This window comes from Primorskyibacter flagellatus (assembly GCF_014638275.1).
Taxonomy (GTDB): domain Bacteria; phylum Pseudomonadota; class Alphaproteobacteria; order Rhodobacterales; family Rhodobacteraceae; genus Pseudooceanicola; species Pseudooceanicola flagellatus_A.
Window position 1 is genome coordinate 2384086 of record NZ_BMFJ01000001.1, and the last position, 21523, is coordinate 2405608.

A 21523-nucleotide genomic window follows, 5' to 3' on the forward strand; every position below is an offset into this window, starting at 1 on the left:
GGAGTGATTAATCGTTCGGCAGCGCTGCGCCCCGCGGCGCTGCCGGTGGCGCCGGGACGCCGAATTCCCGTGATTTCTCCATCGCTTCGTTACAAGCGTGCGCCAGATTGACTAAAGAGGAGCGGGGATTGCCCCGCCGCAAGACAAGAAGTGAGATTGACGTGACCAAACCGATTGCCCCCCTGGCCGACGTGACCCCGAACACTTGGGAATTCCTGCGCGACCCGATGATCAAGCCGACGGGATTCCGGGAATACGACGCCCGCTGGAAATACCCCGAGGAGATCAACCTGCCCGGCATGACCGCCCTTGGGCTCGGCCTCGGCACCCAGATGATGAAGCGGGGGATCAAGCCGGTGATCGCGGTTGGCAACGACTATCGCGACTATTCACTGACCATCAAGAACGCCCTGATCCTCGGCCTGATGCGGGCGGGGATCCAGGTCAAGGACATCGGCCCCTGCATCACGCCGATGGCCTATTTCTCCTCGTTCCACCTTGGCGGCTGCGCGGTGGCGATGGTCACCGCCTCGCACAATCCGAACGGCTGGACCGGGGTGAAAATGGGCTTCGACATGCCGCTGACCCACGGCCCGGACGAGATGAGCGAGCTGAAGGACATCGTGCTGGCGGGCAAGGGCGAAGACCGCGAGGGCGGGTCCTACGAATTCGTCGACGGGGTGTGGGACGCCTACATGGCCGATCTGGTAGGTGACTTCAAAATGTCCCGCAAGCTGAAGGTCGTCTGCGCCACCGGAAACGGCACCGCCTGCGCCTTCGCGCCCGATCTGTTCCGCCGCATCGGGGTAGAGGTGGTCGAAAGCCACAACACGCTCGACTACACCTTCCCGAACTACAACCCGAACCCCGAGGCGATGGAGATGCTGCATGACATGTCGCATTCCGTGAAAGCTTCCGGTGCCGACTTCGCACTTGGCTTCGATGGCGACGGTGACCGTTGCGGCGTGGTGGACGACGAGGGAGAGGAGATCTTCGCGGACAAGGTCGGGGTCATCATGGCGCGGGACCTGTCCAAGATTTACCCCGGCTCGACCTTCGTGGCGGACGTGAAATCGACCGGGCTGTTTGCGTCGGATCCGGAGCTGAAGGCGAATGGCGTAAAGGCCGATTACTGGAAGACCGGGCATTCCCACATGAAGCGCCGGGTGCACGAACTGGGCGCGCTGGCGGGGTTCGAGAAATCGGGCCACTACTTCATGGCCTCCCCCGTGGGGCGCGGCTACGACGACGGGATGCGCGTTGCGGTCGAGATCTGCAAACTGATGGACCGCAACCCGGACATGAAGATGTCCGACCTGCGCAAGGCCCTTCCCAAGACCTGGTCGACTCCGACCATGTCGCCCTATGCGGCGGATACGGAAAAATACGACATCCTCGAGCGGCTGGTCGAAAAGCTGGTCGCCAAGGCCGAAGCCGGGGACAGCTTTGCCGGCCGCCCGATCAAGGAGGTCGTGACGGTGAACGGTGCGCGGGTGATCCTCGACAACGGCTCCTGGGGGCTGGTGCGGGCGTCGTCGAACACGCCGAACCTCGTCGTGGTTTGCGAAAGCTCCGAGTCGGAGGCGGAACTGCGCGCGATCTTCAAGGAGATCGACGACGTCATCCGCACCGAACCCGGCGTCGGGGACTACGACCAGACGTTCTGAGGGGGGCGCTGCCCCCCGCCCTGCGGGCTCCCCCCGGGATATTTTCGAAACCAAAGAAACGGCGGCTCCTCTTTGGTTTTCCAAATATCCCGGGGTCGGGGGCAGAGCCCCCGCCTACCGGCGTGTCGCGAAGAAGGTTTTCAGGAGCGTCTCGGCTTCCACGGCGCCAATGCCGTCCAGAACCTCGGGCACATGGTGCGCCTGAGGGTGTGAAAACACCTTCGCCCCATGCGCCACGCCGCCGGACTTCGGATCGGAAGCGCCATAGCAAAGCCGCGCGATGCGGGCGGCGGCGATGACCGCGGCGCACATGGCGCAGGGTTCCAGCGTGACGTAGAGCGTGTGTCCCGGCAGGCGCTCCGACCCGGTTGCGGCGCAGGCGGCACGGATCACCAGCATCTCCGCATGGGCCGAGGGATCGGCGCGTTCGCGGCTGCGGTTGCCGTCGCGGGCGATCACCTCTCCGGCGGGGGAGATCAGCACGGCGCCGACGGGCACCTCGCCGCGCGCGGCGGCGGCGCGGGCTTCCGCGAGCGCGAGATCCATGTGGGACGTGAACACCATCCCCTTTCGTTGCCCGAGGATCCCGGCTTTCGCAAGCATCCGAAAGCGGGTAATCCGGAGGGCATGAGCGACACGCCCCCGAAATCCCCGTCCAAGTCCCCGCCCGGCGACCGCATCGCCAAGGTGCTGGCCCGCGCCGGTGTCGCCTCGCGCCGGGAGGCGGAGAAGATGATCGGGGAAGGCCGCGTCGCGGTGAACGGCAAGGTGATCGAGAGCCCGGCGCTGAACGTCACCGCGCGCGACCGGGTGGAGGTCGACGGGCGGGCGCTGGACGCGCCGGAACCGGCCCGGCTCTGGCTCTACCACAAGCCGCCGGGGCTGGTGACGACCAGCAAGGACGAACAGGGGCGGGCGACGATCTATGACGATCTGCCGGCCGAGATGCCGCGGGTGATGTCCGTCGGGCGGCTTGACCTCAACTCAGAGGGGTTGCTGCTGCTGACCAATGACGGCGGCCTGAAGCGGCGGCTGGAGCTGCCTTCGACCGGATGGCTGCGCAAGTACCGCGTGCGGGTGAAGGGCAATCCGACCGACGCGACGCTTGAGCCGCTGCGCGAGGGCGTGGTGGTGGATCGCGAGACCTTCCAGCCGATGCAGGTGGCCATCGACCGGCAGCAGGGGGCAAATGCCTGGCTGACCGTCGGCCTGCGCGAGGGCAAGAACCGCGAGATCCGGCGCGCGATGGAAAGCATCGGGCTGGTGGTGAACCGGCTGATCCGTGTGTCCTACGGGCCCTTCCAGCTTGGCCCGCTGGCGCCGGGCGCGGTGGAGGAGGTCAGGCGGCGGGTGCTGCGCGACCAGCTCGGGTTGGACGGTGAAGAGGGGCCCGCGAAGCCCAGGCCGGTGCGTAGCCGTGGCGGCAAGCCCGATGGTGCCGGCCCGAAGACCGCCCCTGCGAAGGCCGCCAAACCGGCCCGCGCCGGTACCGGCAAACCCGCCCGCCGGGGTAAACCGGCGCAGGAGGCCCCCTGGGAGACCGGGCCCAAACCGAAGCTGACCCGCCGGCGCCCGAAAAAGAACTGAGGCTAGGCAGAGGGATACCATTCGTGTATTCGGTCCCCATATGTACCGGGACGCCAAGATGACGGGGGTGGCATGACCGGCAGCGGTTTACAGAAACTGGCCTTCTTTCTGCTGATGGCCCTGATCCTCTACGCAACCCTCACCGCGTCGGGGGCCTGAATGGCACAGCGGTTCGGCGGAGAGTTCAGCCCCCAGGGCAAATCGCGGGATGATGCGCCGAATCCGCCTGCCGGGTCCTTTCGGGGGGCGCGACGGGCGCGGGCGGGGTTGCGTGTCAACCTGCTGTTTCTCGTTCCATTTCCCCTGATCTGGACGGCCTTCGTATCGTCCCCCGCGGCTATGGCGATGTACCTGGTCGCCTTCGGTCTTCTGATCCTCGCCGCCTGGCTGACCCGGGAAGGTATCCGCGCGGAAGAGGCGTACGAGGCGCGCAAGGTCGCCCGCCGCCCCGCCCTGCCCCGCAAGATGCTGGCAAGCGTGCTGACCGGGCTCGGGCTTGGCGTGGTCGGATTTGCCGGGCATGGCATGGCGGAGGCCGGGATCTTCGCGGTGCTCGGCGCGGTGCTGCACGGCTTTTCCTTCGGGGTGGACCCGCTGCGGAACAAGGGGATGGAGGGCGTCGACCTGCACCAGACGGATCGCGTTGCCCGCGCCGTCGACGTGGCAGAGGCGCATCTGGCCGCGATGTCCGACGCCATCAGGCGGGCACAGGACCGGGGGCTGGAAGCGCGGGTCGCGCAGTTCCAGCTGGTCGCGCGCGATCTGTTCCGCACGGTGGAAAACGATCCCCGCGACCTGACCGCCGCGCGTAAGTATCTGGGCATCTATCTGCAGGGCGCGCGGGATGCGACGGTGAAGTTCGCCGATCTCTACGCCCGGACCCGCAGCGCCTCGGCGAAGGCCGATTACGAGGCGCTTCTTGTTGATCTTGAGCAGAATTTCGCCGCCCGGACGCAGAAACTGTTGTCCGACGATGCCGGCGACGTGACCGTTGAAATCGAAGTGCTGCGGGAAAGGCTGCAGCGCGAGGGCGTGCGCCCCGAATAGCGCCCGGAATGAGTGGAGAGTAACCGATGTCCGAAAACATTCGCGCCAAGGCGGCAGAAACCCTGAAAGAGGTTGAGCAGGTGACGGCCGTCGTGCTGCCCGAGCCGAAGCCGCATGACGCCCTTGTTCCCCTGGCCGAGGCAGACGCGCCGACCAGCGCGGAGATCGAGAAGCGGATTGGTGAGCTCGACATGACCGATACCGGGTCGATCGTGCGGTTCGGATCGGGTGCGCAGGCAGAACTGCAGACGATTTCCCAGGCCATGCTGCAGGATGTGCGTAACAAGGATGTCGGGCCGGCGGGGGACTCGCTGCGGTCCATCGTGACGACGATCCGGGGGTTCTCGGTCTCTGAGCTGGATGTCCGGCGCGAGCGGTCCTTCTGGGAGAAGCTGCTTGGCCGTGCCGCGCCCTTCGCCAAGTTCACCGCGAAGTTCGAAGAGGTGCAGGACCAGATCGACCGGGTGACCGAGGACCTGCTGAAGCACGAGCATACGCTGCTCAAGGACATCAAGTCGCTCGACCTGCTTTATGAAAAGACGCTGAATTTCTACGACGAGCTGGCGATCTACATCGCCGCCGGGGAAGAGAAGCTGAAGCGTCTGGACCAAACGGAGATCCCGGCGAAGGAGGCGGAGGTCAGCGCCGCGCCCGAGGCCGAGCAGGTGATGAAGGCGCAGGAACTGCGCGATGTCCGTGCGGCGCGCGACGACCTTGAGCGCCGGGTGCATGACCTGAAGCTGACGCGGCAGGTGACGATGCAGTCGCTGCCCTCGATCCGGCTGGTGCAGGAGAACGACAAGTCGCTGGTGACGAAGATCAATTCCACGTTGGTCAACACCGTGCCGCTGTGGGAGACGCAGCTGGCGCAGGCGGTCACCATCCAGCGCTCGGCCGAGGCGGCGGCGGCGGTGCGTGACGCAAATGACCTGACGAACGAACTGCTGACCGCGAACGCCAAGAACCTGCGCGAGAGCAACAAGATGATCCGCACCGAAATGGAGCGCGGGGTCTTCGATATCGAGGCGGTCAAGCAGGCCAATGCCGACCTGATCGGCACCATCGAGGAAAGCCTGCAGATCGCCGACGAAGGCAAGCGCAAGCGGGCCGAGGCGGAGGCCGATCTCAGGAAGATGGAGGCGGAACTGCGCGACACGCTGGCCTCGGCCAAGGCGCGGGCGACCGGGTCGGGCGACACGATGGCCACGTCGGTTCCGCGGGGCTGACCGGGTGCGGGCGGGGGCGCGGGCATGACGTCTTTCCTGCGGGGGCTTGGCACGCTGCTGGTGGCCGGTGCAATGGCAGGCTGCCAGATGGCGGAGCCGCAGGTGTCGCTGAAACCGCCAGAGGCGCGGCCTGTGCCCGCGGTCCTGCGCCCGCCCGAAACCCTTGCCCCGTCGGCAGAGAGTGAAGCGCTGCGCAAGTACTACGCCGCCTTTCAGGCCGACTTGCTGACGCAGGGGCTGCTGCGGACCGATGGCGGCGGTGTGGATACCCCCTTCACCGCGCGGGAGCTGGCGCGGAATTTCGAACAGATCGTGTTCTACGATGAATACGCCCGTGGCGGCGGGCTGCGGGGCAGCGGCGGCGCGCAGGCGTCGCTGCGGCGCTGGCCGGGGCCGGTGCGGATCGACGTGGAATTCGGCAAGTCGGTGCCGCAGGCGATCCGCGACGCGGATACGGCCACGGTGCGCAACTACACCTCCCGGCTGGCGCGGCTGACGGGGCATCCGATCAGCTATGTGAATTCGGGCGGCAACTTCCACGTGCTGGTGATGGGCGAAGACGACCGCGCCGATGCCGTGGCACGGGTCAGGCAGATCGTGCCGGACATCACGGCGACCTCGCTAGGCATCTTCCGCAACCTTCCACGGGCGATCCACTGCTTCGTCGTGGCTTTCTCCAAGGATGACGGGACGGAGGGCTATGGACAGGCCATCGCCTTCGTCCGCGCCGAACACCCCGACCTGATCCGCAAGAGCTGTTATCACGAGGAAATGGCGCAGGGGCTTGGCCTCGCCAACGATTCACCGCAGGCGCGGCCTTCGATCTTCAACGATGACGACGAATTCGCGCTGCTGACTTCGCACGACGAGCTGCTACTGAAGATGCTTTACGACCCCCGGCTGCGTCCGGGCATGAGCGCCGAGGAGGCGCGACCGACCGTCATGGAAATGGCCATCGCCCTGACCGGCGGGGACAGCTAGGGCGACAGTTAGGACAAGGAGATTTCCCATGGGCATTCTAGATTTCCTCAGCGGGCAGTTCATCGACGTCATCCACTGGACCGACGACACCCGCGACACGCTGGTCTGGCGGTTCGAGCGGGAGGGGCACGAGATCAAGTACGGCGCCAAGCTGACGGTCCGCGAAGGGCAGGCGGCGGTCTTCGTTCACGAAGGGCAGCTGGCGGATGTGTTCACGCCGGGGCTCTACATGCTCGAGACGAACAACATGCCGATCATGACCTCGCTCCAGCACTGGGATCACGGGTTCAAGTCGCCGTTCAAGTCCGAGATCTACTTTGTCTCGACCAACCGGTTCACCGATCTCAAATGGGGGACCAAGAACCCGATCATGGCGCGGGACCCGGAGTTCGGGGCGGTGCGGCTGCGGGCCTTCGGGACTTATTCGATCCGCGTCACCGACCCGGGACGCTTCCTGACCGAGATCGTGGGCACCGACGGCGAATTCACGATGGACGAGATCAGCTTCCAGATCCGCAACATCATCGTGCAGGAGTTTTCCCGCGTGATCGCCGGATCGGGCATTCCGGTGCTCGACATGGCGGCCAATACCGGCGAATTCGGCAAGCTGGTCGCGAAGGAAATCAGCGGGACCATCGCGGAATACGGGCTGACCCTGCCCGAGCTGTATATCGAGAACATCTCCCTGCCCCCGGCGGTGGAGGAGGTACTGGACAAACGGACCTCCATGGGGATCGTCGGCGATCTCAACAAGTTCACCCAGTATGCGGCGGCGGAGGCGATGACCAAGGCGGCTTCGAACCCCGGCGGGGACGGCGGCATGGGTGCGGGGCTTGGCATGGGCATGGGCATGGCCATGGCGAACCAGATGGCGCAGAGCGGACCCTGGGGCGCGCGCCCGCAGGCGGCGCCCGCCCCGGCGGCTGCCCCTGCCCCGCCGCCACCTCCGGTCGAACATGTCTGGCACATCGCGGAGAACGGACAGACCCACGGCCCCTACTCCAAGGCGCGGCTCGGGCGGATGGTGACGGAGGGCGGACTGACGCGCGACAGCATGGTCTGGACCGCCGGACAGGACGGCTGGAAACGGGCGGAGGACGTGGCGGAACTGGCGCAGCTTTTCACCGTCATGCCGCCGCCCCCGCCGCCGCCCGCGTGACGCCGGAGCCGGAGGTCGAGGCCTCACCTGACTGCGGCAACTCTCCCAAGAACGCGCGGGCGCAGGACATCGCGCTCGCGCTCATGGGGGCGGGGTCGCTGGACGCCGGGCTTCTGGCCGAAGGCGCGGTATGGGAGCGGCCGGAAGGCGCCATTTCGGGGCGGGCGGCCATTCTGAAAGCGCTGAAATCCGTGGCGCCCCCCGCGCGCATCGAGGTGTCGCAGGTCGCCACCCATGGCAAGAGCGGGTCGGTGCTGGGGCGGTACCGGACCGGACCGGGAGAGGCGCGGCTGTTCTGCCACGTGCTGCGGTTCACCTCGGCCGCCTGCCGGGAGATCGCGCAGATCGTAAGTTTCGAACATGCGGAACGGCGTTGGTAAGGAATAATGGTCCCGACCGAAGCCGTCATCCTCGGGCTTGACCCGAGGATCTCCCCGGCACGAGTTCTTCGGGTCGAGCCCGAGGATGACAGCGGCGCGGGGTGGCAGGAGATCCTCGTATCAAGTCCGGGGTTGACGTGTTCCGATATCCGGTGTGTTTCAATCGGAATTCCGGTTTCCCTGCTCCGCCCGGCGGTCTAGCCTGCGCCCGAAAACCAGCGGGTGCCCCATGACCGAAGACCATAGATTTCCCTGCCCGCAGTGTGGTGCGGACTACCGCTATGCCCCGGCGGAGGGGATGCTGATCTGCGATCACTGCGGGCATTCCGAACCGCTGGCCGACGCCGGGCCGTGGGGCAACGCGATCCCCGAACTCGACTTCCGCGCCGCCATCGAGGCCCGCCTGCCGGAGATGGAGATCGAGGAGACCCGGGTTTCCCAGTGCCCGAATTGCGGGGCGCAGGTGGAATTCGACGCCGACACCCATGCGAAGGAATGCCCCTTCTGCGCGACCCCGGTCGTCACCGGCACTGGTACGCATCGCCACATCAAGCCGCGCGGCGTGCTGCCCTTCGGTCTTAGCGAGCGCGAGGCGCAGAAGGCCATGGCTGACTGGCTCGGTCAGCTGTGGTTCGCGCCGAACGGTCTGCAGGAATATGCGCGCAAGGGGCGAAAGCTGGACGGGATCTACGTGCCCTACTGGACGTTCGACGCGGATACGAAGTCGCAGTATTCCGGGCAGCGCGGCACGATCTACTATGTCACCGAAACCGTGATGCGGGACGGCAAGCCGACACAGGTGCAGGTGCAGAAGATCCGGTGGACCCCGGTGTCGGGCCGGGTGCAGCGGTTCTTCGACGACATCCTCGTGCTGGCGTCCAGGTCGCTGCCGAAGAAGTACACCGACGCGCTGGAACCCTGGGACCTGTCGGAACTGAAACCCTATGCGCCGGAATTCCTTGCCGGGTTCCGGGCGGAGGCCTACCAGGTCGAATTGGCCGACGGCTATACGGAGGCGCGCGGCATCATGGATCGCACCATCGACCGCGACGTGCGTTTCGACATAGGCGGGGACCGGCAGCAGGTGCACGACATCCGCACGCAGGTCAGCGACGTGACCTTCAAGCATATCCTTCTGCCGGTCTGGATGGCGGCGTACAAGTTCCGCGGCAAGACCTACCGCTTCGTGGTCAACGGACGCACGGGCCGGGTGCAGGGGGAACGGCCGTGGTCGGTGTGGAAGATCATGCTGGCGGTCATCGCCGGGCTGATCGTGGCCGGGGTGGTCGGCTATTTCATGGCGCAGAACCAGTGAGGACCGAATGACAGACTACGACACGCTTGTGCGGCTGCTGACGGACCGCCACTCCTGCCGGGGATTTCTGGACCAGCCGGTATCGGAGGACCTGATCGCGCGCGTCGTGGCCGCCGCGGGACGAGCGCCGTCCTGGTGCAATGCCCAGCCCTGGCACCTGATCGTGACCAAGCACGCGGAGACGGAGCGTCTGCGCGAGGCGCTGGTCGCGGCGGCCCTGTCGCAACCCGAGGCGCCCGACGTTCCGGGGCCGGAGGGTTACACGGGCGCGCATCAGCAGCGGCGGCGCACCTGCGGCTGGCAGCTTTACGAGGCGGTCGGCGTCACGAAGGGCGACCGCGAGGGGTCGGCACGGCAGGCGCTTGAGAACTTCCGCCTGTTCGGGGCGCCGCACACGGCCATCCTGACCTCAGGTCGGGAACTGGGAACATACGGCGCGCTCGATTCCGGCGGGTTTCTCATGGCGTTCTGCCTCGCCGCGCAGGCGCTTGGCCTTGCGACGGTGCCGCAGGCGGCGGTGGCGTTCCAGTCTCCGGTGGTGCGGGAGGTGCTGGGTGTGCCGGAGGACCGGCTGATCCTCTGCGCGATCTCCTTCGGCTACGAGGACCCGGCGCACCCGGCCAACGGCTTCCGGACCGACCGCGCCGCGCTGGACGAGATCATGGAGATCCGCGGCTGATGCGGGTCCTGCTGCAACGGGTGAGCGAGGCCAGAGTCCGCGTCGACGGAGCGGTGGTCGGGCAATGCCGTGCGGGGCTCCTGATCCTCGTCTGTGCCATGCAGGGCGATACGGAAGCCCAGGCAGAGGCGCTGGCCGCCAAGGTCGCGAAGTGCCGGATCTTCCAGGACGATCAGGGCAAGATGAACCGGTCGGTGCTGGACATCGGCGGGTCGATCCTTGTGGTGTCGCAGTTCACGCTGGCGGCGGACACGCGGTCGGGTAACCGCCCCGGGTTTTCCTCTGCCGCCGCGCCCGAGGACGGGCGGCGTCTCTATGAACATTTTGCCGGTGCGCTGAGCGGACTGGGACTGCCGGTGGAGACGGGGCGGTTTGGTGCGGACATGAAGGTGTCGCTGGTCAACGACGGTCCGGTGACAATCTGGATGGACACCGGCGCGGCCTGATCCCCGGTCGGGTCTGGTGAATTTCGGGCAGATACGACCTGAACCCGAGTGCTGGCTACGCGAAGGACCGGATTCGGCGTGTCGTGACCGGCGGTAATATGGTATGTATCGGGCCGGGTATTTTTCCCGATGACCATTTAAGGATTATTCATATGAAAGCTTTCCTGGCTCCACTCGCAGCCTGTGCTGCCCTTTCCCCTGCCGCCCCTGCCATCGCCGCCCCGGTGACCTTTTCCGGTAACGGCCACTCCTACGAACTGGTCCTGAGCCTTCCGGTTACGTGGGACTACGCCAAGACCGAAGCGGAGACCCGCGGCGGATATCTGGCCACCGTGACATCGCAGGAAGAATGGGATTTCATCGTCGCGCTCAACTCCGGCAACATGCGGGCGTGGCTCGGCGGGACCGACTCGACCGATTACGGCACGACGGAGGGCAACTGGATCTGGGCGACCGGACCGGAGACCGGACAGGCCATCACATTCAACGCATGGGGCGCGGGGGAACCGAACAACAGCGGCGGCAACGAGCATTTCCTTGAAGGCTGGTGGAACCCGTACTGGAACGACGTTCCGGGCGCCACCATGCTTGAGGCGTATATCGTCGAATACGCCCCTGCCGTTCCGCTGCCCGCCAGCGCGCCGCTGATCCTGGCGGGCCTGGGCGCGTTCGGCGTCTTCCACCGGCGCCGGCAGGGCTGAGCCCGGAAACATCTGACACGAGACGCCTGATTTCCGGGGCCGGCTGCCGGCCCCGGACCCCACGGGGTGCGCCTATGCCCCGTGTCCCCGTTCGCGACAGCGTGAAACCGATGGCCCGCTGAGGCGTTTGTCCGGTGAACAAGCAAACGGAGAACACCATGAACAGCATCATCTACCTCGTCGGCCTCGTGGTCGTGGTCATTGCGCTGCTGAGCTTTGTCGGCCTTGCCTGAGGCCCTGCGGCGGTAACCTGCAACCGAAACGCGGTCTCAGGCGTTCACCCCCATGAACACATAGAAGGGATAGTACACGTGAACCGCATCATCTACATCGTCGGACTTGTCGTTATCGTCATCGCCATTCTGAGCTTTGTCGGTCTTGGCTGACGCCTGGCGCGTTTGACACATCGCTCAGGCGGTAACGGGCATCTCTTGTGCGAGCCTTACTGCCAGTTGCGAAAGTCCGGATCGCCCGCATACGTCATCCTCGGGTTTGACCCAGGGTCCCCGGTCGCAGGGAGATCCTCGGGTCAAACCCGAGGATGACGTAGTTCTTTGTGGTCAGCGAAACGGCACAATGAAATTACTCCAAGGCGCAGCCAATTCCCGCCACGGCCCAATGCATCCGACGAATTACACTGACACTTCGGCCATGAGCTGATCCTTCGTCAGATCAGCCTTGGTCCCCGAGGCGGTCACCGCCCCGCGCCGCATCACGTAGAACTTGTCCGCCAGCCCGTAGGCGAATTCGAAGTACTGTTCCACCAGGATGATCGCCATGTCGCCCCGGTCGCGCAGGTATTCGATGACCCGGCCAATCTGCTGGATGATGTTGGGCTGGATGCCCTCCGTCGGTTCGTCCAGCAGCAGAAGCTTGGGCTTGGTCAGCATCGCCCGCGCGATGGCCAATTGCTGCTGCTGGCCGCCGGAGAGGTCTCCGCCACGGCGGTGCAGGAATTCCTTCAGGATCGGGAACAGCTCATAGATCTCGTCCGGGATGTGATGCTCGGACTTCGGCAGGCAGGCGTAGGCGGTCTCCATGTTCTCGAGTACTGTCAGCAGCGGGAAGATCATCCGCCCCTGCGGCACGTAACCGATGCCTTTATGGGCCAGCTGGTGCGCGGGCATGCGGCCCAGATCCTCACCATCCAGCGCCATGTCGCCGCCCGAACGGGGATGTGTGCCCGAGATCGCCTTGAGAAGGGAGGTCTTGCCGACCCCGTTGGTCCCCATGATGCAGGTGACCTTGCCCTTGTCGGCGGACAGGTCGATGCCATGCAGGATCTGGCTTTGTCCGTAGTGGAGGGTCAACCCTTTGACATCAAGCATGTTTCACCGCCCCAGATAGACTTCGATGACCTGCGGATTGGCCGTGACGTGGTCCAGCGAGCCCTCGGCCAGGACTGACCCTTCGTGCAGGACCGTTACCTTGCACTCCAGCCGTCGCACGAATTCCATGTCATGCTCAACAACGACGACGGCGCGGGTCTTGGCGGCCTCTTTCAGCAGGTCGGTCGTGTGTTCGCGTTCGGCCAGCGTCATGCCGGCGGCGGGTTCGTCGACCAGCAGAAGACGCGGTTCCTGTGCCAGCAGCATGCCGATTTCCAGCCACTGCTTCTGCCCGTGCGACAGCTCTCCGGACTTTCGGTCCAGCTCATCCGACAGCCCGATTTCCGAGGCGAGCTGTTCGACGCGGCCACGGTCCTTGAACGTGGGCTTGTAGAACAGGCAGGCGAAGGAGCCGCGCGGGTTCTTCACCGCCATCAGGAGATTGGCGAAGACGGTCTGATCCTCGAACACCGTGGGGCGCTGGAACTTGCGGCCGATCCCGGCCTGGGCGATCTTCGCCTCGTTCATCTTCAGCAGGTTGACGGATTTCTCGCCCCAGATGACGCGCCCTTCGTCAGGCTTCGTCTTGCCGGTCACGATGTCCATGAAGGTGGTCTTTCCCGCGCCGTTCGGGCCGATGATCGCGCGCATCTCCGCCTCGCCGATCTGGAAGGACAGATTGCGGATGGCGCGGTAGCCGTCGAAGGTGACGGAGACGCCGGAAACCTCGAGCAGCGTGGCCATCAGCGTCCCTCCTCTTCCATCAGCGACCCCTTGTCCGGGCCGTAGTCGGCGCCGTGGCGGTCCGGGGCGAACCGGCCCGAGACGAGGTCGAACAGACCGCCGATCCCCTTGGGCGCGAAGAGCGTGACCAGAACGAAGGACAGACCAAGCAGGACGAGCCACCAGTCCACCCAGTCGATCCGGTAGAAGCCGAGATTGATGGAGGGCACCTGCCCGCCGGTGAACCAGGTCGAAACAAGGGAAACCACGGCCGCCCCGATGACCGCCCCGTAGAGCCTGCCCCGCCCGCCGATGGCGACCCAGACGGCGAGGTAGATCGAGGCGATCGGCGCAACCTCACCGGGGTTGATGATGCCCGCCTGCGGGTAGTAGAGCGCCCCGGCAATGGCGGCGATGATCGCGGTGAAGGTGAAGATGAAGAGCTTGTAGCCCTCGACGGAGTAGCCGAGGAAGCGTACCCGCGCCTCGTCGTCGCGAATGCCGCGGATGACCGAGCCGAACTTGCCCGAGACGACCCAGGCGCAGAGCACGTATCCGACCCCGAGCGCGAGGGCGGAGGCCCAGAGGAACCAGATCGAAACCACCGCCTGCGACGCTGAGACTCCGGGCAGGTTCTGCAGGCCCGACAGGCCGTTGTTGCCGCGCAATCCGCTTTCGTTCTGGAACAGGTAGAGCGACAGGGCCAGTGTCATCGCCTGGGTCAGGATCGACAGGTAGACGCCGGTCACGCGGGACCGGAAGGCCAGCCAGCCGAAGACCAGGGCCAGCAGCCCGGGCACCAGCACCACCAGCAGAAGCTGCGCCGGGAGAGAGGAGGCGAAGTACCAGATCGGCGGGAATTCCGACGATCCGACGACGCCGAAGATCTGGGTGCCGATGGCGTTGACGACCTCCTGATCGGTCGGCGGGATGGCGGCGTTGGCCATCGAGGAGGCGACGATGATCTCGGTGCGGGCATACATCAGCCACATCCCGATCATGTAGCCGCCCAGCCCGAAGAAGGCGAAATGCCCGAGGGAGAGAATACCGCAGTAGCCCCAGACCAGGTCCATCGCCAGCGCGACGAGGCAGAGGCAGAGCGTCTTTCCGAGCGTCTTCACAAAGGAGGTGGAGATCATGTCGGCGCCGAAGGCTTCCGACATCAGCGTCACCGCGAGGGTGAATGCGGCGAGGCAGGCGAGAAAGATCAGGATCGACGGGTTGCGCAGGATGAAGGGGCGGCTCATGCGGGGACCTCCGCTGTCCGGCGGTGCGGATAGGCCCCCTCACCCCGGCCCTCTCCCCCGCGGGGAGAGGGAGGCGCGGGATGGCGGGCGACACGCCAGTCAGCCCTAACGGCCGTGAGGTTGGCGGGCGTCGGGCCGGGTCGCTTCCCTCCCCCCGGCAGGGGGAGGGAAAGGAAGGGGGTTAACGGGCTGAGGACGGGCACACGATACATGGTCAGTCCCCTGCCGCACGTCCGCGCAGGGCGATGATGCCCCTTGGGCGGAACTGGATGAAGATGATGATGAAGATGATCATGTAGGTCTGCGCCGCGAGCGTGTTGGATGGGTTGAACCACTCGATTCCCTTCTGCAGGAAGCCGATCATCGTCGCGCCAAGCAGCGTGCCCCAGATGTTGCCGACACCGCCGACGACCACGGTCATGAAGCTTTGGACGATGTAGTCCGCGCCAAGTTCGGACGTCACCTTGGCGTAGAGCCCGATGGCCACCCCGGCGATCCCCGCGATGCCGGAGCCGAGCCCGAAGGTCAGCATGTTCACGCGGTCGGGGTTGATGCCCATGGAGGCCGCCATCTTGGGGTTCTGCGTGACCGCGCGGGTTTCCAGGCCAAGCCGGGTCTTCTTCATCAGGAAGATGAAGAATCCGAGGAAGATCAGGGCGAGGACGAAGATCGCGATGCGGATGTTGGAGATCCCGACGATGTCGTTGATCTGCCACTGCCCGTCCAGCCAGGCCGGAGACGTCAGCGGCCGCGCCTGCGTGCCGAAGATGTTCTTTGCCAACTGTTGCAGCGCGATCGAGATGCCGAAGGTGGCCAGCAGGGTTTCCAGCGGGCGGGAGTAGAGCCAGCGGATCACCAGCCGCTCCATCGCGACGCCGGCGGCGAAGGTGACGGCGAAGGCCAGCGGGATGGCGAGGATGATCGACAGGGTATAGTTCGGCACGACCTGCTGAACGACGTAACCGGTGTAGGCACCCATCATGATGAATTCGCCATGGGCCATGTTGATGACACCCATGACCCCGAAGGTGATGGCGAGCCCGATGGCGGCGAGGAAGTAGATCGAGGCCAGCGACAGCGCATCGAGAGAGAGGTCGAGGAACTGGTTGGTCGCCAGCTTCAGTTCGATCGAGGCCAGCGTGTCGGCGGCGGCCTCCGTCACCTCGGCGTCGGGTTCGGCGTAGGTTTCGAAGAAGGCGTGGGTGTCGAGCGCCTCTGCCACCTCCTCCGACGTTGCGGCGGGCTGGGCGAGTCCGGCGGTGACGAGGTTTTCGTAGGCGCGGTTGCGCTCTGCCATCGTGTTCAGATCGGCCACTGGGACGCCGCCGACCATGCCGTCGGCGATGTTGTCCTGAAGGGTCTGGCGCTGCACATCGTCGGTCAGCCGGGCGGGGGCGAGGCTGGCGGAGACAAGAAGGTCGTAAGCCTCGGCCTCCGTCAGGTCGCGACCCGGTTTCAGTTCGCGCGCGATGTTCATGTCGGCCGGCAGGGTCGCGGCGGCGCGGCGGGTGGTGGCGAGGATCGGGTTCAGCGCGGCGCGCACGTCGACGCCAAGGTCGCCGCGCACCGCCTCCATCGCCTCGATCCTGTCGGCCGGGGTCTCCCCGTATGCGATCGTCAGCAGGCGTTCGATGCGCTGCTTGCGCAGCTTGATCGCGACGTCTTTTTCGGTGTCGATGCTTTCGCGCAGCACCGGCAGGTGGCTGGCATTGCCGTTGCGCGACAGGGCGTCGAGCGCACCGATGCGGGTGGCGCGGTCCTCTGAGTTCAGCTGGAACTTCACAAGCGCGGAGGAGATCAGCGCCTGGATGCCGGAGTTCGGCTTGATCTGGTCGAAATCGGCGGAGGGGGCCTCTCCGACCGGCTCCCCGGTGGCGAAGTCGGAAATCGTCAGGCTGCCCGATCCGGCCTTGGTGGCGTAGACGAAGATTCCATCGGACTTGCGGACCCACATGTCGCGGGCGACCCACTGTTCCAGCACACGCTGCGCTTCGGGCAGGTCGCTGTCGCGGATCGCGGCGATGGCGGGTTCGATGGTGCGGCGGGAGCTCTGGACGATCAGCTCCGACTGCTCCTGCAGCAGTTGCTGGATCGGGGCGTCGGCGTCCTGCGCAAGGACGGGCAGGCCAAGCACCAGCGACAGCAGAAGGGCCGGGATAAGACGAATGTGCATTGGGGCCGGGAGTCCTGGGTGGGGCGTCTTCGGCCGTGGCGGGCGCACCCGCCACGGCCGGTCTTTCACTGTCCGTCAGTTGATCAGTAGTTCGACTTCATCTGCACGCAGGTCTTGGTCGAAGTGTTGTACATGCCGCAGCCAAGGTCTTTCCAGTCGGACTCCAGCACTGCGGATTCCGGCAGGAAGTCGGTCCATGCGTCGCCCGGAACCGGGTCGGTCTGCGAGATGATGTCGAACTGGCCGTCCGCCTTGATCTCGCCAATCAGCACCGGCTTGGTCAGGTGGTGGTTCGCCAGCATCTCGGCCTCGCCGCCCGTCAGGTTCGGGAACTTCTGGCCGATCATCGCGGCGGACACGGCATCGACATCGGTGGTGCCGGCCGCTTCGACCGCGTTCACCCACATGTTGAAGCCGATGTAATGAGCTTCCATCGGGTCGTTGGTCACGCGGTTCTCACCGGCGAAGGCTTTCCACTGGGCGATGAATTCGCCGTTGGCTTCGCTGTCGGCGGACTGGAAGTAGTTCCAGGCGGCCAGGTGCCCGACGAGATTGGAGGTGTCGAGGCCGGAGAGCTCTTCCTCACCCACGGAGAATGCGACCACGGGGATGTCGTCGGCAGAGATGCCGGCGGCGGCGAGTTCCTTGTAGAAGCCGATGTTGGCGTCGCCGTTGATGGTGGAGATCACGCCGACCTTCTTGCCGTCCGCGCCAAGCGCGACGACGTCAGCCACGATCTTGGACCAGTCGGAATGACCGAAGGGGGTGTAGTTGACGAAGATGTCCTCAGCCGCGACACCCTTGGATTTCAGGTAGGATTCCAGGATGTTGTTCGTGGTGCGCGGGTAGACGTAGTCGGTGCCGAGCAGGGCGAACTTTTCGACCCCGAGTTCGTCGAGGAAATAGTCGGTCGCCGGGATCGCCTGCTGGTTCGGGGCGGCGCCGGTGTAAAAGACGTTCTTGGAGGATTCTTCGCCCTCGTACTGCACCGGATAGAACAGCAGGCCGTTCAGTTCCTCGATCACCGGCAGGACGGATTTGCGCGACACCGATGTCCAGCAGCCGAACATGACGTCGACATTGGACACGGTCAGCAGTTCGCGCGCCTTTTCCGCAAAGAGCGGCCAGTCGGAGGCCGGGTCGACGACGACGGCTTCAAGCTGCTTGCCCAGGACACCGCCCTTCTTGTTCTGCTCCTCGATGAGCATCAGCATGGTGTCCTTGAGCGTGGTTTCCGAGATCGCCATCGTCCCGGAGAGCGAATGCAGGACGCCGACCTTGATCGTGTCCTGCGCAATGGCCGTGGAGCCGAGCAGCAGCGTTCCCGCGGCAGCGCCCAGCATGGTTTTCAGAAATTGCGACATGAATTGTTCCCCTCTGTCGGTGCCCGGCCGGCCGTCGGAAAAACGGCCTGATCTTCCGGCGCGGGCCACCTGTTTGTTGTTGTCCGGGCCGCTGGCGGGAAATTTCCCGGCCCCGCAATCCGGACCTGTCCTCCGCCCCTCGGGGCGCGCGACCACGAAAACCAAACGCCGTTCGATTGGGAACGCTGCTGTGTGCAGGTGGTGCGTGAGCACGCGTTAATCGGGGCAACTGCCCAATTTCGCAGCATCAAGCGACCCAAATGCCTGATATTTGCGCTCAGTTACCTTGCGTCACGTCGCGGTTCGGCCGGCAAACGCCGGTTTCAAGGGGTGCCGGGAGGTGGTTAGGCGCGGCTGAGCGCGGTGCGCAACGCCTCAGCATAGGCAGATTCGAACCGCTTCGTGACCGGGCTGTCCGGCGCCTGACGCTGGAAGGCGTGATAAGCGCCGGGCAGCACCATGACTTCGCAGGGCACGACGGCACCGATCAGACGGCTGGCGTAGGCCAGGTTCTCGGCTGCGAAGAGGTCGATGTCGCCCGTGCCGATCCACGTCGGCGGCAGGCCGGACAGGTCAGTGGCGCGGGCGGGGGCGGCCAGCGGGGGCACGTCGTCTCCACCCGGTTCGCGGCCCAGGTAGCTGCGCCAGGCGAAGGCGTTGCTGCGGTCCGTCCAGACATGGGGGCGCGGGCCGGTCCAGGGACGGGTGGTGGCGGTGCGGTCGTCGATCATCGGGTAGATCAGCGCCTGAAAGACCGGCTGCACCGCGCTTTCGTCCCGCAGCGCCAGTGCCAGCGCCGCCGCCAGACCGCCTCCCGCGCTTTCGCCGATCAGCGCGATGCGAGCGGTATCGATCCCGTGCGAACCTGCGCTGGCCAGCAGCCAGCCCCATGCGGCGCGCATGTCGTCCAGCGCGGCGGGATAGGGATTCTCAGGGGCCTTGCGGTAATCCACGCTGACCACAACGGCGCCAAGCGAACGGCACAGCATGGCGTTGCGGCGATGGCTCGCCTCGGGACGGCCGAACATGTAGCCGCCGCCGTGGGAATGAAGGATGGCCGGCCGCGCGCCCTTTCCGCGGGTTGGCGTGTAGACCAGCATCCGGGGCAAGCCCGGACCCGTCACCTCCTGCATTCTTACGCCCCTGACCCGCGCGATCGGCAGGTAGAGACGGGGCTCATCGGCCCGGATCAGCGGCACGAGCGCGGCATCGATGTCACCGACGCGGGCCGCCTTCAGGCCCTCCGCCAGCGTCGGATCCACGTGGAATTCCATGATCGGGCCCCTCCCCTTTGACAGGCGGGACAGTCGATCCGGCGGCGTGCGGCGTCAATCCCCGCGCTTGAGGCTCCTGACACCGCCCGAGCGCCGCGTGATTGGGCGAAACCCGGCAGAGGACGATTCCATGCCTCCCGCTGTCGCAAAATGCGCTGGATCGGGGCGCAGGATCCGGTACTGACTCGACAGGTTTTTCCGATCGGCAAGGAGCTTTTGCCATGAGTATCGTCGTTTTCGATCCCGACTCCACCTCCGATGTCGACTGGCGCGACCGCATGCGTCACCCGGCGGCGGGCGATCCGGAGGCGGGCATGTGGCTGTCCGATACGGAGCCCTCGTTCATCGACGTCCGCAAGCTCTGCCGCGAACGGATGGACCGGCTGCGGGCGTGGATGCGGAAGGACGGGTTCGGCGGCGTGCTGCTGTTCGACCCCTACAACCAGCGTTACGCCACCGGGACACGCAACATGTTCGGGTATTTCCTGCGCAACTCCACCCGGTACTTCTTTATCCCGGTCGAAGGCCCGGTGATCCTGTTCGACTACCCGCAGAGCTACCACACCTCGGACACAGAGATGGTGGACGAAATCCGTCCGTCCAAGATCGTCTGGTCGTCGGTCTCCGGCGCGGACGAGGAGACGTCGTCGCCCTTCGCCAACGAGGTGGCGGAGGTATTGAAGGAGCACGGTCAGGGTTCCATGAAGCTGGGCATGGACCGCTGCTCGCACATCCAGGCGCTGATGCTGGAACAGGCCGGGGTGGAGGTGCGCGACGTCGCGGGCGACATCCTGACCAAGGTGCGTGCGGTCAAGACGGAGGAAGAGGTGAAGTGCCTCGTCGCCTCCATGGCCGGAGCGGAGGCCGCGGTTTCGGCGGTGCGCGAGGCGATCAGGCCGGGGATTTCGGAAAATGAGCTGTTCGCGGTGATGTATGGCGAGGTCATCCGCCAGGGCGGGGAGTTCATCGAGACCCGTCTCGTTACCTCCGGCCAGCGCACGAACCCGTGGTTCCAGGAAACCTCCGGCCGCAAGATCCGGCCGGGTGAACTGGTGGCGCTGGATACCGACACCATCGGCTGCTTCGGATACTATTCCGACTTCTCGCGCACCTTCCGCTGCGGACCGGGCAAGCCGACGAAGGAACAGAAGACGCTCTACCGCATGGCCTGGGAACAGGTGCAGCACAACATGTCGATTCTCAAGCCCGGCATGACCTTCCGCGAGGTGGCCGAGGCGGCCTGGAAGATCCCCGAGAAATATGTCGCGCGCCGTTACACCTCGGTCATGCACGGTGTGGGCATGCATGGGGAAACACCGTTCATCGCGCATATGATGGATTACAACACCTATGGCCGGATCGGCGTGATCGAACCCGGCATGTGCCTGTCCATCGAAAGCTACATCGGCGAGGAAGGTGGCGCGGAGGGCGTGAAGCTGGAGGACGAGGTCCTCATCACCGAGACCGGGATCAAGCTGCTGTCGCGCTTCCCCTACGAGGAAGATTTCCTTGACGGCGAAATCTGAGTTCCACGTTCCCTTCTCCCTCCCCCTTGCCGGGACCGTCGTCCTGCCGATCGACCTGCAGGAGGAGCACCGGCGGGATCCGCGTTACCTCGTCCACGGCTACGACAGGGTGCTGGCGAACGCGGCAGCCGTGATCGGGGCAGCGCGGGCGAACGGGGTCAGGGTCTGCCACGCGGGGTTCCGGCGCGACTTCTCCGTCGCACCGCCGCGCCCGTTCGAACCGCTCGGTCCCGACGGGGAGCCGGCGTTTTCCGACCCCGACAATCCGGACGTCGCGATCTGTCCGGAGGTCGCGCCGCTGCCGGGCGAGGATGTGCTCTGGAAAAACGACCTGTCCTGTTTTTCCGAAGCCGCCTTTCCGCCGATGCTGAGCGGTCCCGAGTGGCTGGTCATATGCGGAGTCTGGGCAGAAGCCTGTGTCGCCGCCACCATCCGCGATGCCGTGGCGCGCGGCATCCGGGTGCTGCTGGTCAAGGACGCCGTCGGGTCGGGCACGGAAGAGATGTCGCAGACCGCCGTCATCAACCTCGCGAACCGGCTCTACGGCGGGGCGGTCTGCGACACGGCGACGGCTGTGGCCCTCCTCGGCGGGGCGGAGGAGACGGTCTGGCGGCTGACCGGTTCAACCCCGTTGCGGTTCAGGGCGGCGGATATCGGGGCGGTATTCGGGACGCTCTGACAAGGGCCCCGGCCAGACGGT

The 21523-nt window shown here is 65.7% G+C and carries 20 protein-coding genes; 13 read left to right on the forward strand and 7 right to left on the reverse strand.

The window, feature by feature from the left end:
• Positions 1 to 227 precede the first annotated feature (227 nt).
• The gene (locus tag IEV87_RS11845) at positions 228 to 1667 is read left to right on the forward strand and encodes a phosphomannomutase/phosphoglucomutase (protein ID WP_373284056.1); all 1440 of its coding nucleotides are present in this window, start codon (positions 228 to 230) and stop codon (positions 1665 to 1667) included.
• A gap of 114 nt (positions 1668 to 1781) precedes the next feature.
• Here the strand turns inward: IEV87_RS11845 and IEV87_RS11850 are convergent, their stop codons facing one another.
• Positions 1782 to 2231, reverse strand: coding sequence for a nucleoside deaminase (locus IEV87_RS11850; RefSeq protein WP_188477879.1), 450 nt, complete (start codon positions 2229 to 2231; stop codon positions 1782 to 1784).
• A 63-nt stretch (positions 2232 to 2294) separates the two neighbouring features.
• Between IEV87_RS11850 and IEV87_RS11855 the strand changes: the two genes are divergently transcribed.
• The 10 genes from IEV87_RS11855 to IEV87_RS11900 all read left to right on the forward strand — a co-directional run bounded on the left by IEV87_RS11855 (position 2295) and on the right by IEV87_RS11900 (position 11188).
• The gene (locus IEV87_RS11855; RefSeq protein ID WP_188477880.1) at positions 2295 to 3254 is read left to right on the forward strand and encodes a pseudouridine synthase; all 960 of its coding nucleotides are present in this window, start codon (positions 2295 to 2297) and stop codon (positions 3252 to 3254) included.
• 159 nt (positions 3255 to 3413) lie between these two features.
• The gene (locus IEV87_RS11860; protein ID WP_188477881.1) at positions 3414 to 4301 is read left to right on the forward strand and encodes a 5-bromo-4-chloroindolyl phosphate hydrolysis family protein; all 888 of its coding nucleotides are present in this window, start codon (positions 3414 to 3416) and stop codon (positions 4299 to 4301) included.
• Positions 4302 to 4327: 26 nt separating this feature from the next.
• Positions 4328 to 5527: a toxic anion resistance protein gene (locus IEV87_RS11865; RefSeq protein ID WP_188477882.1), complete on the forward strand. Its 1200-nt coding sequence runs from the start codon at positions 4328 to 4330 to the stop codon at positions 5525 to 5527.
• 24 nt (positions 5528 to 5551) lie between these two features.
• Positions 5552 to 6508, forward strand: coding sequence for a DUF2927 domain-containing protein (locus IEV87_RS11870; RefSeq protein ID WP_188477883.1), 957 nt, complete (start codon positions 5552 to 5554; stop codon positions 6506 to 6508).
• 28 nt (positions 6509 to 6536) lie between these two features.
• Positions 6537 to 7667 carry an SPFH domain-containing protein gene (locus IEV87_RS11875; RefSeq protein WP_188477884.1) on the forward strand — a complete coding sequence of 377 codons (1131 nt, stop codon included), beginning with the start codon at positions 6537 to 6539 and terminating at the stop codon, positions 7665 to 7667.
• Positions 7664 to 8047 (forward strand): nuclear transport factor 2 family protein, encoded by a 384-nt coding sequence (locus IEV87_RS11880; RefSeq protein WP_188477885.1) that lies wholly within the window; start codon positions 7664 to 7666, stop codon positions 8045 to 8047. Before IEV87_RS11875 ends, IEV87_RS11880 begins: the two co-directional genes overlap by 4 nt.
• A 229-nt stretch (positions 8048 to 8276) precedes the next feature.
• A complete protein-coding gene (locus tag IEV87_RS11885; RefSeq protein ID WP_188477886.1) occupies positions 8277 to 9362 on the forward strand; it encodes a TFIIB-type zinc finger domain-containing protein in 1086 nt (361 codons plus the stop codon).
• Positions 9363 to 9369: 7 nt separating this feature from the next.
• Complete coding sequence (locus tag IEV87_RS11890; protein WP_188477887.1) at positions 9370 to 10041, forward strand: nitroreductase; 672 nt, start codon at positions 9370 to 9372, stop codon at positions 10039 to 10041.
• Complete coding sequence (gene dtd, locus IEV87_RS11895; RefSeq protein ID WP_188477888.1) at positions 10041 to 10487, forward strand: D-aminoacyl-tRNA deacylase; 447 nt, start codon at positions 10041 to 10043, stop codon at positions 10485 to 10487. The genes IEV87_RS11890 and dtd overlap by 1 nt, the downstream gene beginning before the upstream one ends.
• A 152-nt stretch (positions 10488 to 10639) precedes the next feature.
• Positions 10640 to 11188 (forward strand): VPLPA-CTERM sorting domain-containing protein, encoded by a 549-nt coding sequence (locus tag IEV87_RS11900; RefSeq protein ID WP_188477889.1) that lies wholly within the window; start codon positions 10640 to 10642, stop codon positions 11186 to 11188.
• Positions 11189 to 11820: 632 nt separating this feature from the next.
• On the opposite strand, the gene urtE is transcribed toward IEV87_RS11900, so the two are convergent.
• The 6 genes from urtE to IEV87_RS11930 all read right to left on the reverse strand — a co-directional run bounded on the left by urtE (position 11821) and on the right by IEV87_RS11930 (position 19297).
• Positions 11821 to 12516 (reverse strand): urea ABC transporter ATP-binding subunit UrtE, encoded by a 696-nt coding sequence (gene urtE / locus IEV87_RS11905; protein WP_188477890.1) that lies wholly within the window; start codon positions 12514 to 12516, stop codon positions 11821 to 11823.
• 3 nt (positions 12517 to 12519) lie between these two features.
• Complete coding sequence (gene urtD / locus IEV87_RS11910) at positions 12520 to 13260, reverse strand: urea ABC transporter ATP-binding protein UrtD (RefSeq protein ID WP_188477891.1); 741 nt, start codon at positions 13258 to 13260, stop codon at positions 12520 to 12522.
• The gene (urtC, locus tag IEV87_RS11915; RefSeq protein WP_188477892.1) at positions 13260 to 14486 is read right to left on the reverse strand and encodes an urea ABC transporter permease subunit UrtC; all 1227 of its coding nucleotides are present in this window, start codon (positions 14484 to 14486) and stop codon (positions 13260 to 13262) included. The genes urtD and urtC overlap by 1 nt, the downstream gene beginning before the upstream one ends.
• A 214-nt stretch (positions 14487 to 14700) precedes the next feature.
• Positions 14701 to 16659, reverse strand: coding sequence for an urea ABC transporter permease subunit UrtB (urtB, locus tag IEV87_RS11920; protein ID WP_188477893.1), 1959 nt, complete (start codon positions 16657 to 16659; stop codon positions 14701 to 14703).
• Positions 16660 to 16742: 83 nt separating this feature from the next.
• Complete coding sequence (urtA, locus tag IEV87_RS11925) at positions 16743 to 18002, reverse strand: urea ABC transporter substrate-binding protein (RefSeq protein ID WP_229737627.1); 1260 nt, start codon at positions 18000 to 18002, stop codon at positions 16743 to 16745.
• Positions 18003 to 18367: 365 nt separating this feature from the next.
• Complete coding sequence (locus IEV87_RS11930) at positions 18368 to 19297, reverse strand: alpha/beta hydrolase (RefSeq protein ID WP_188477895.1); 930 nt, start codon at positions 19295 to 19297, stop codon at positions 18368 to 18370.
• A gap of 221 nt (positions 19298 to 19518) precedes the next feature.
• On the opposite strand from IEV87_RS11930, the gene IEV87_RS11935 reads away from it, so the two are divergent.
• Positions 19519 to 20823, forward strand: coding sequence for a M24 family metallopeptidase (locus IEV87_RS11935; RefSeq protein WP_188477896.1), 1305 nt, complete (start codon positions 19519 to 19521; stop codon positions 20821 to 20823).
• On the forward strand, positions 20807 to 21502 hold the full coding sequence (locus IEV87_RS11940; protein WP_229737545.1) for an isochorismatase family protein: 696 nt from the start codon (positions 20807 to 20809) through the stop codon (positions 21500 to 21502). The genes IEV87_RS11935 and IEV87_RS11940 overlap by 17 nt, the downstream gene beginning before the upstream one ends.
• Positions 21503 to 21523 lie beyond the last annotated feature (21 nt).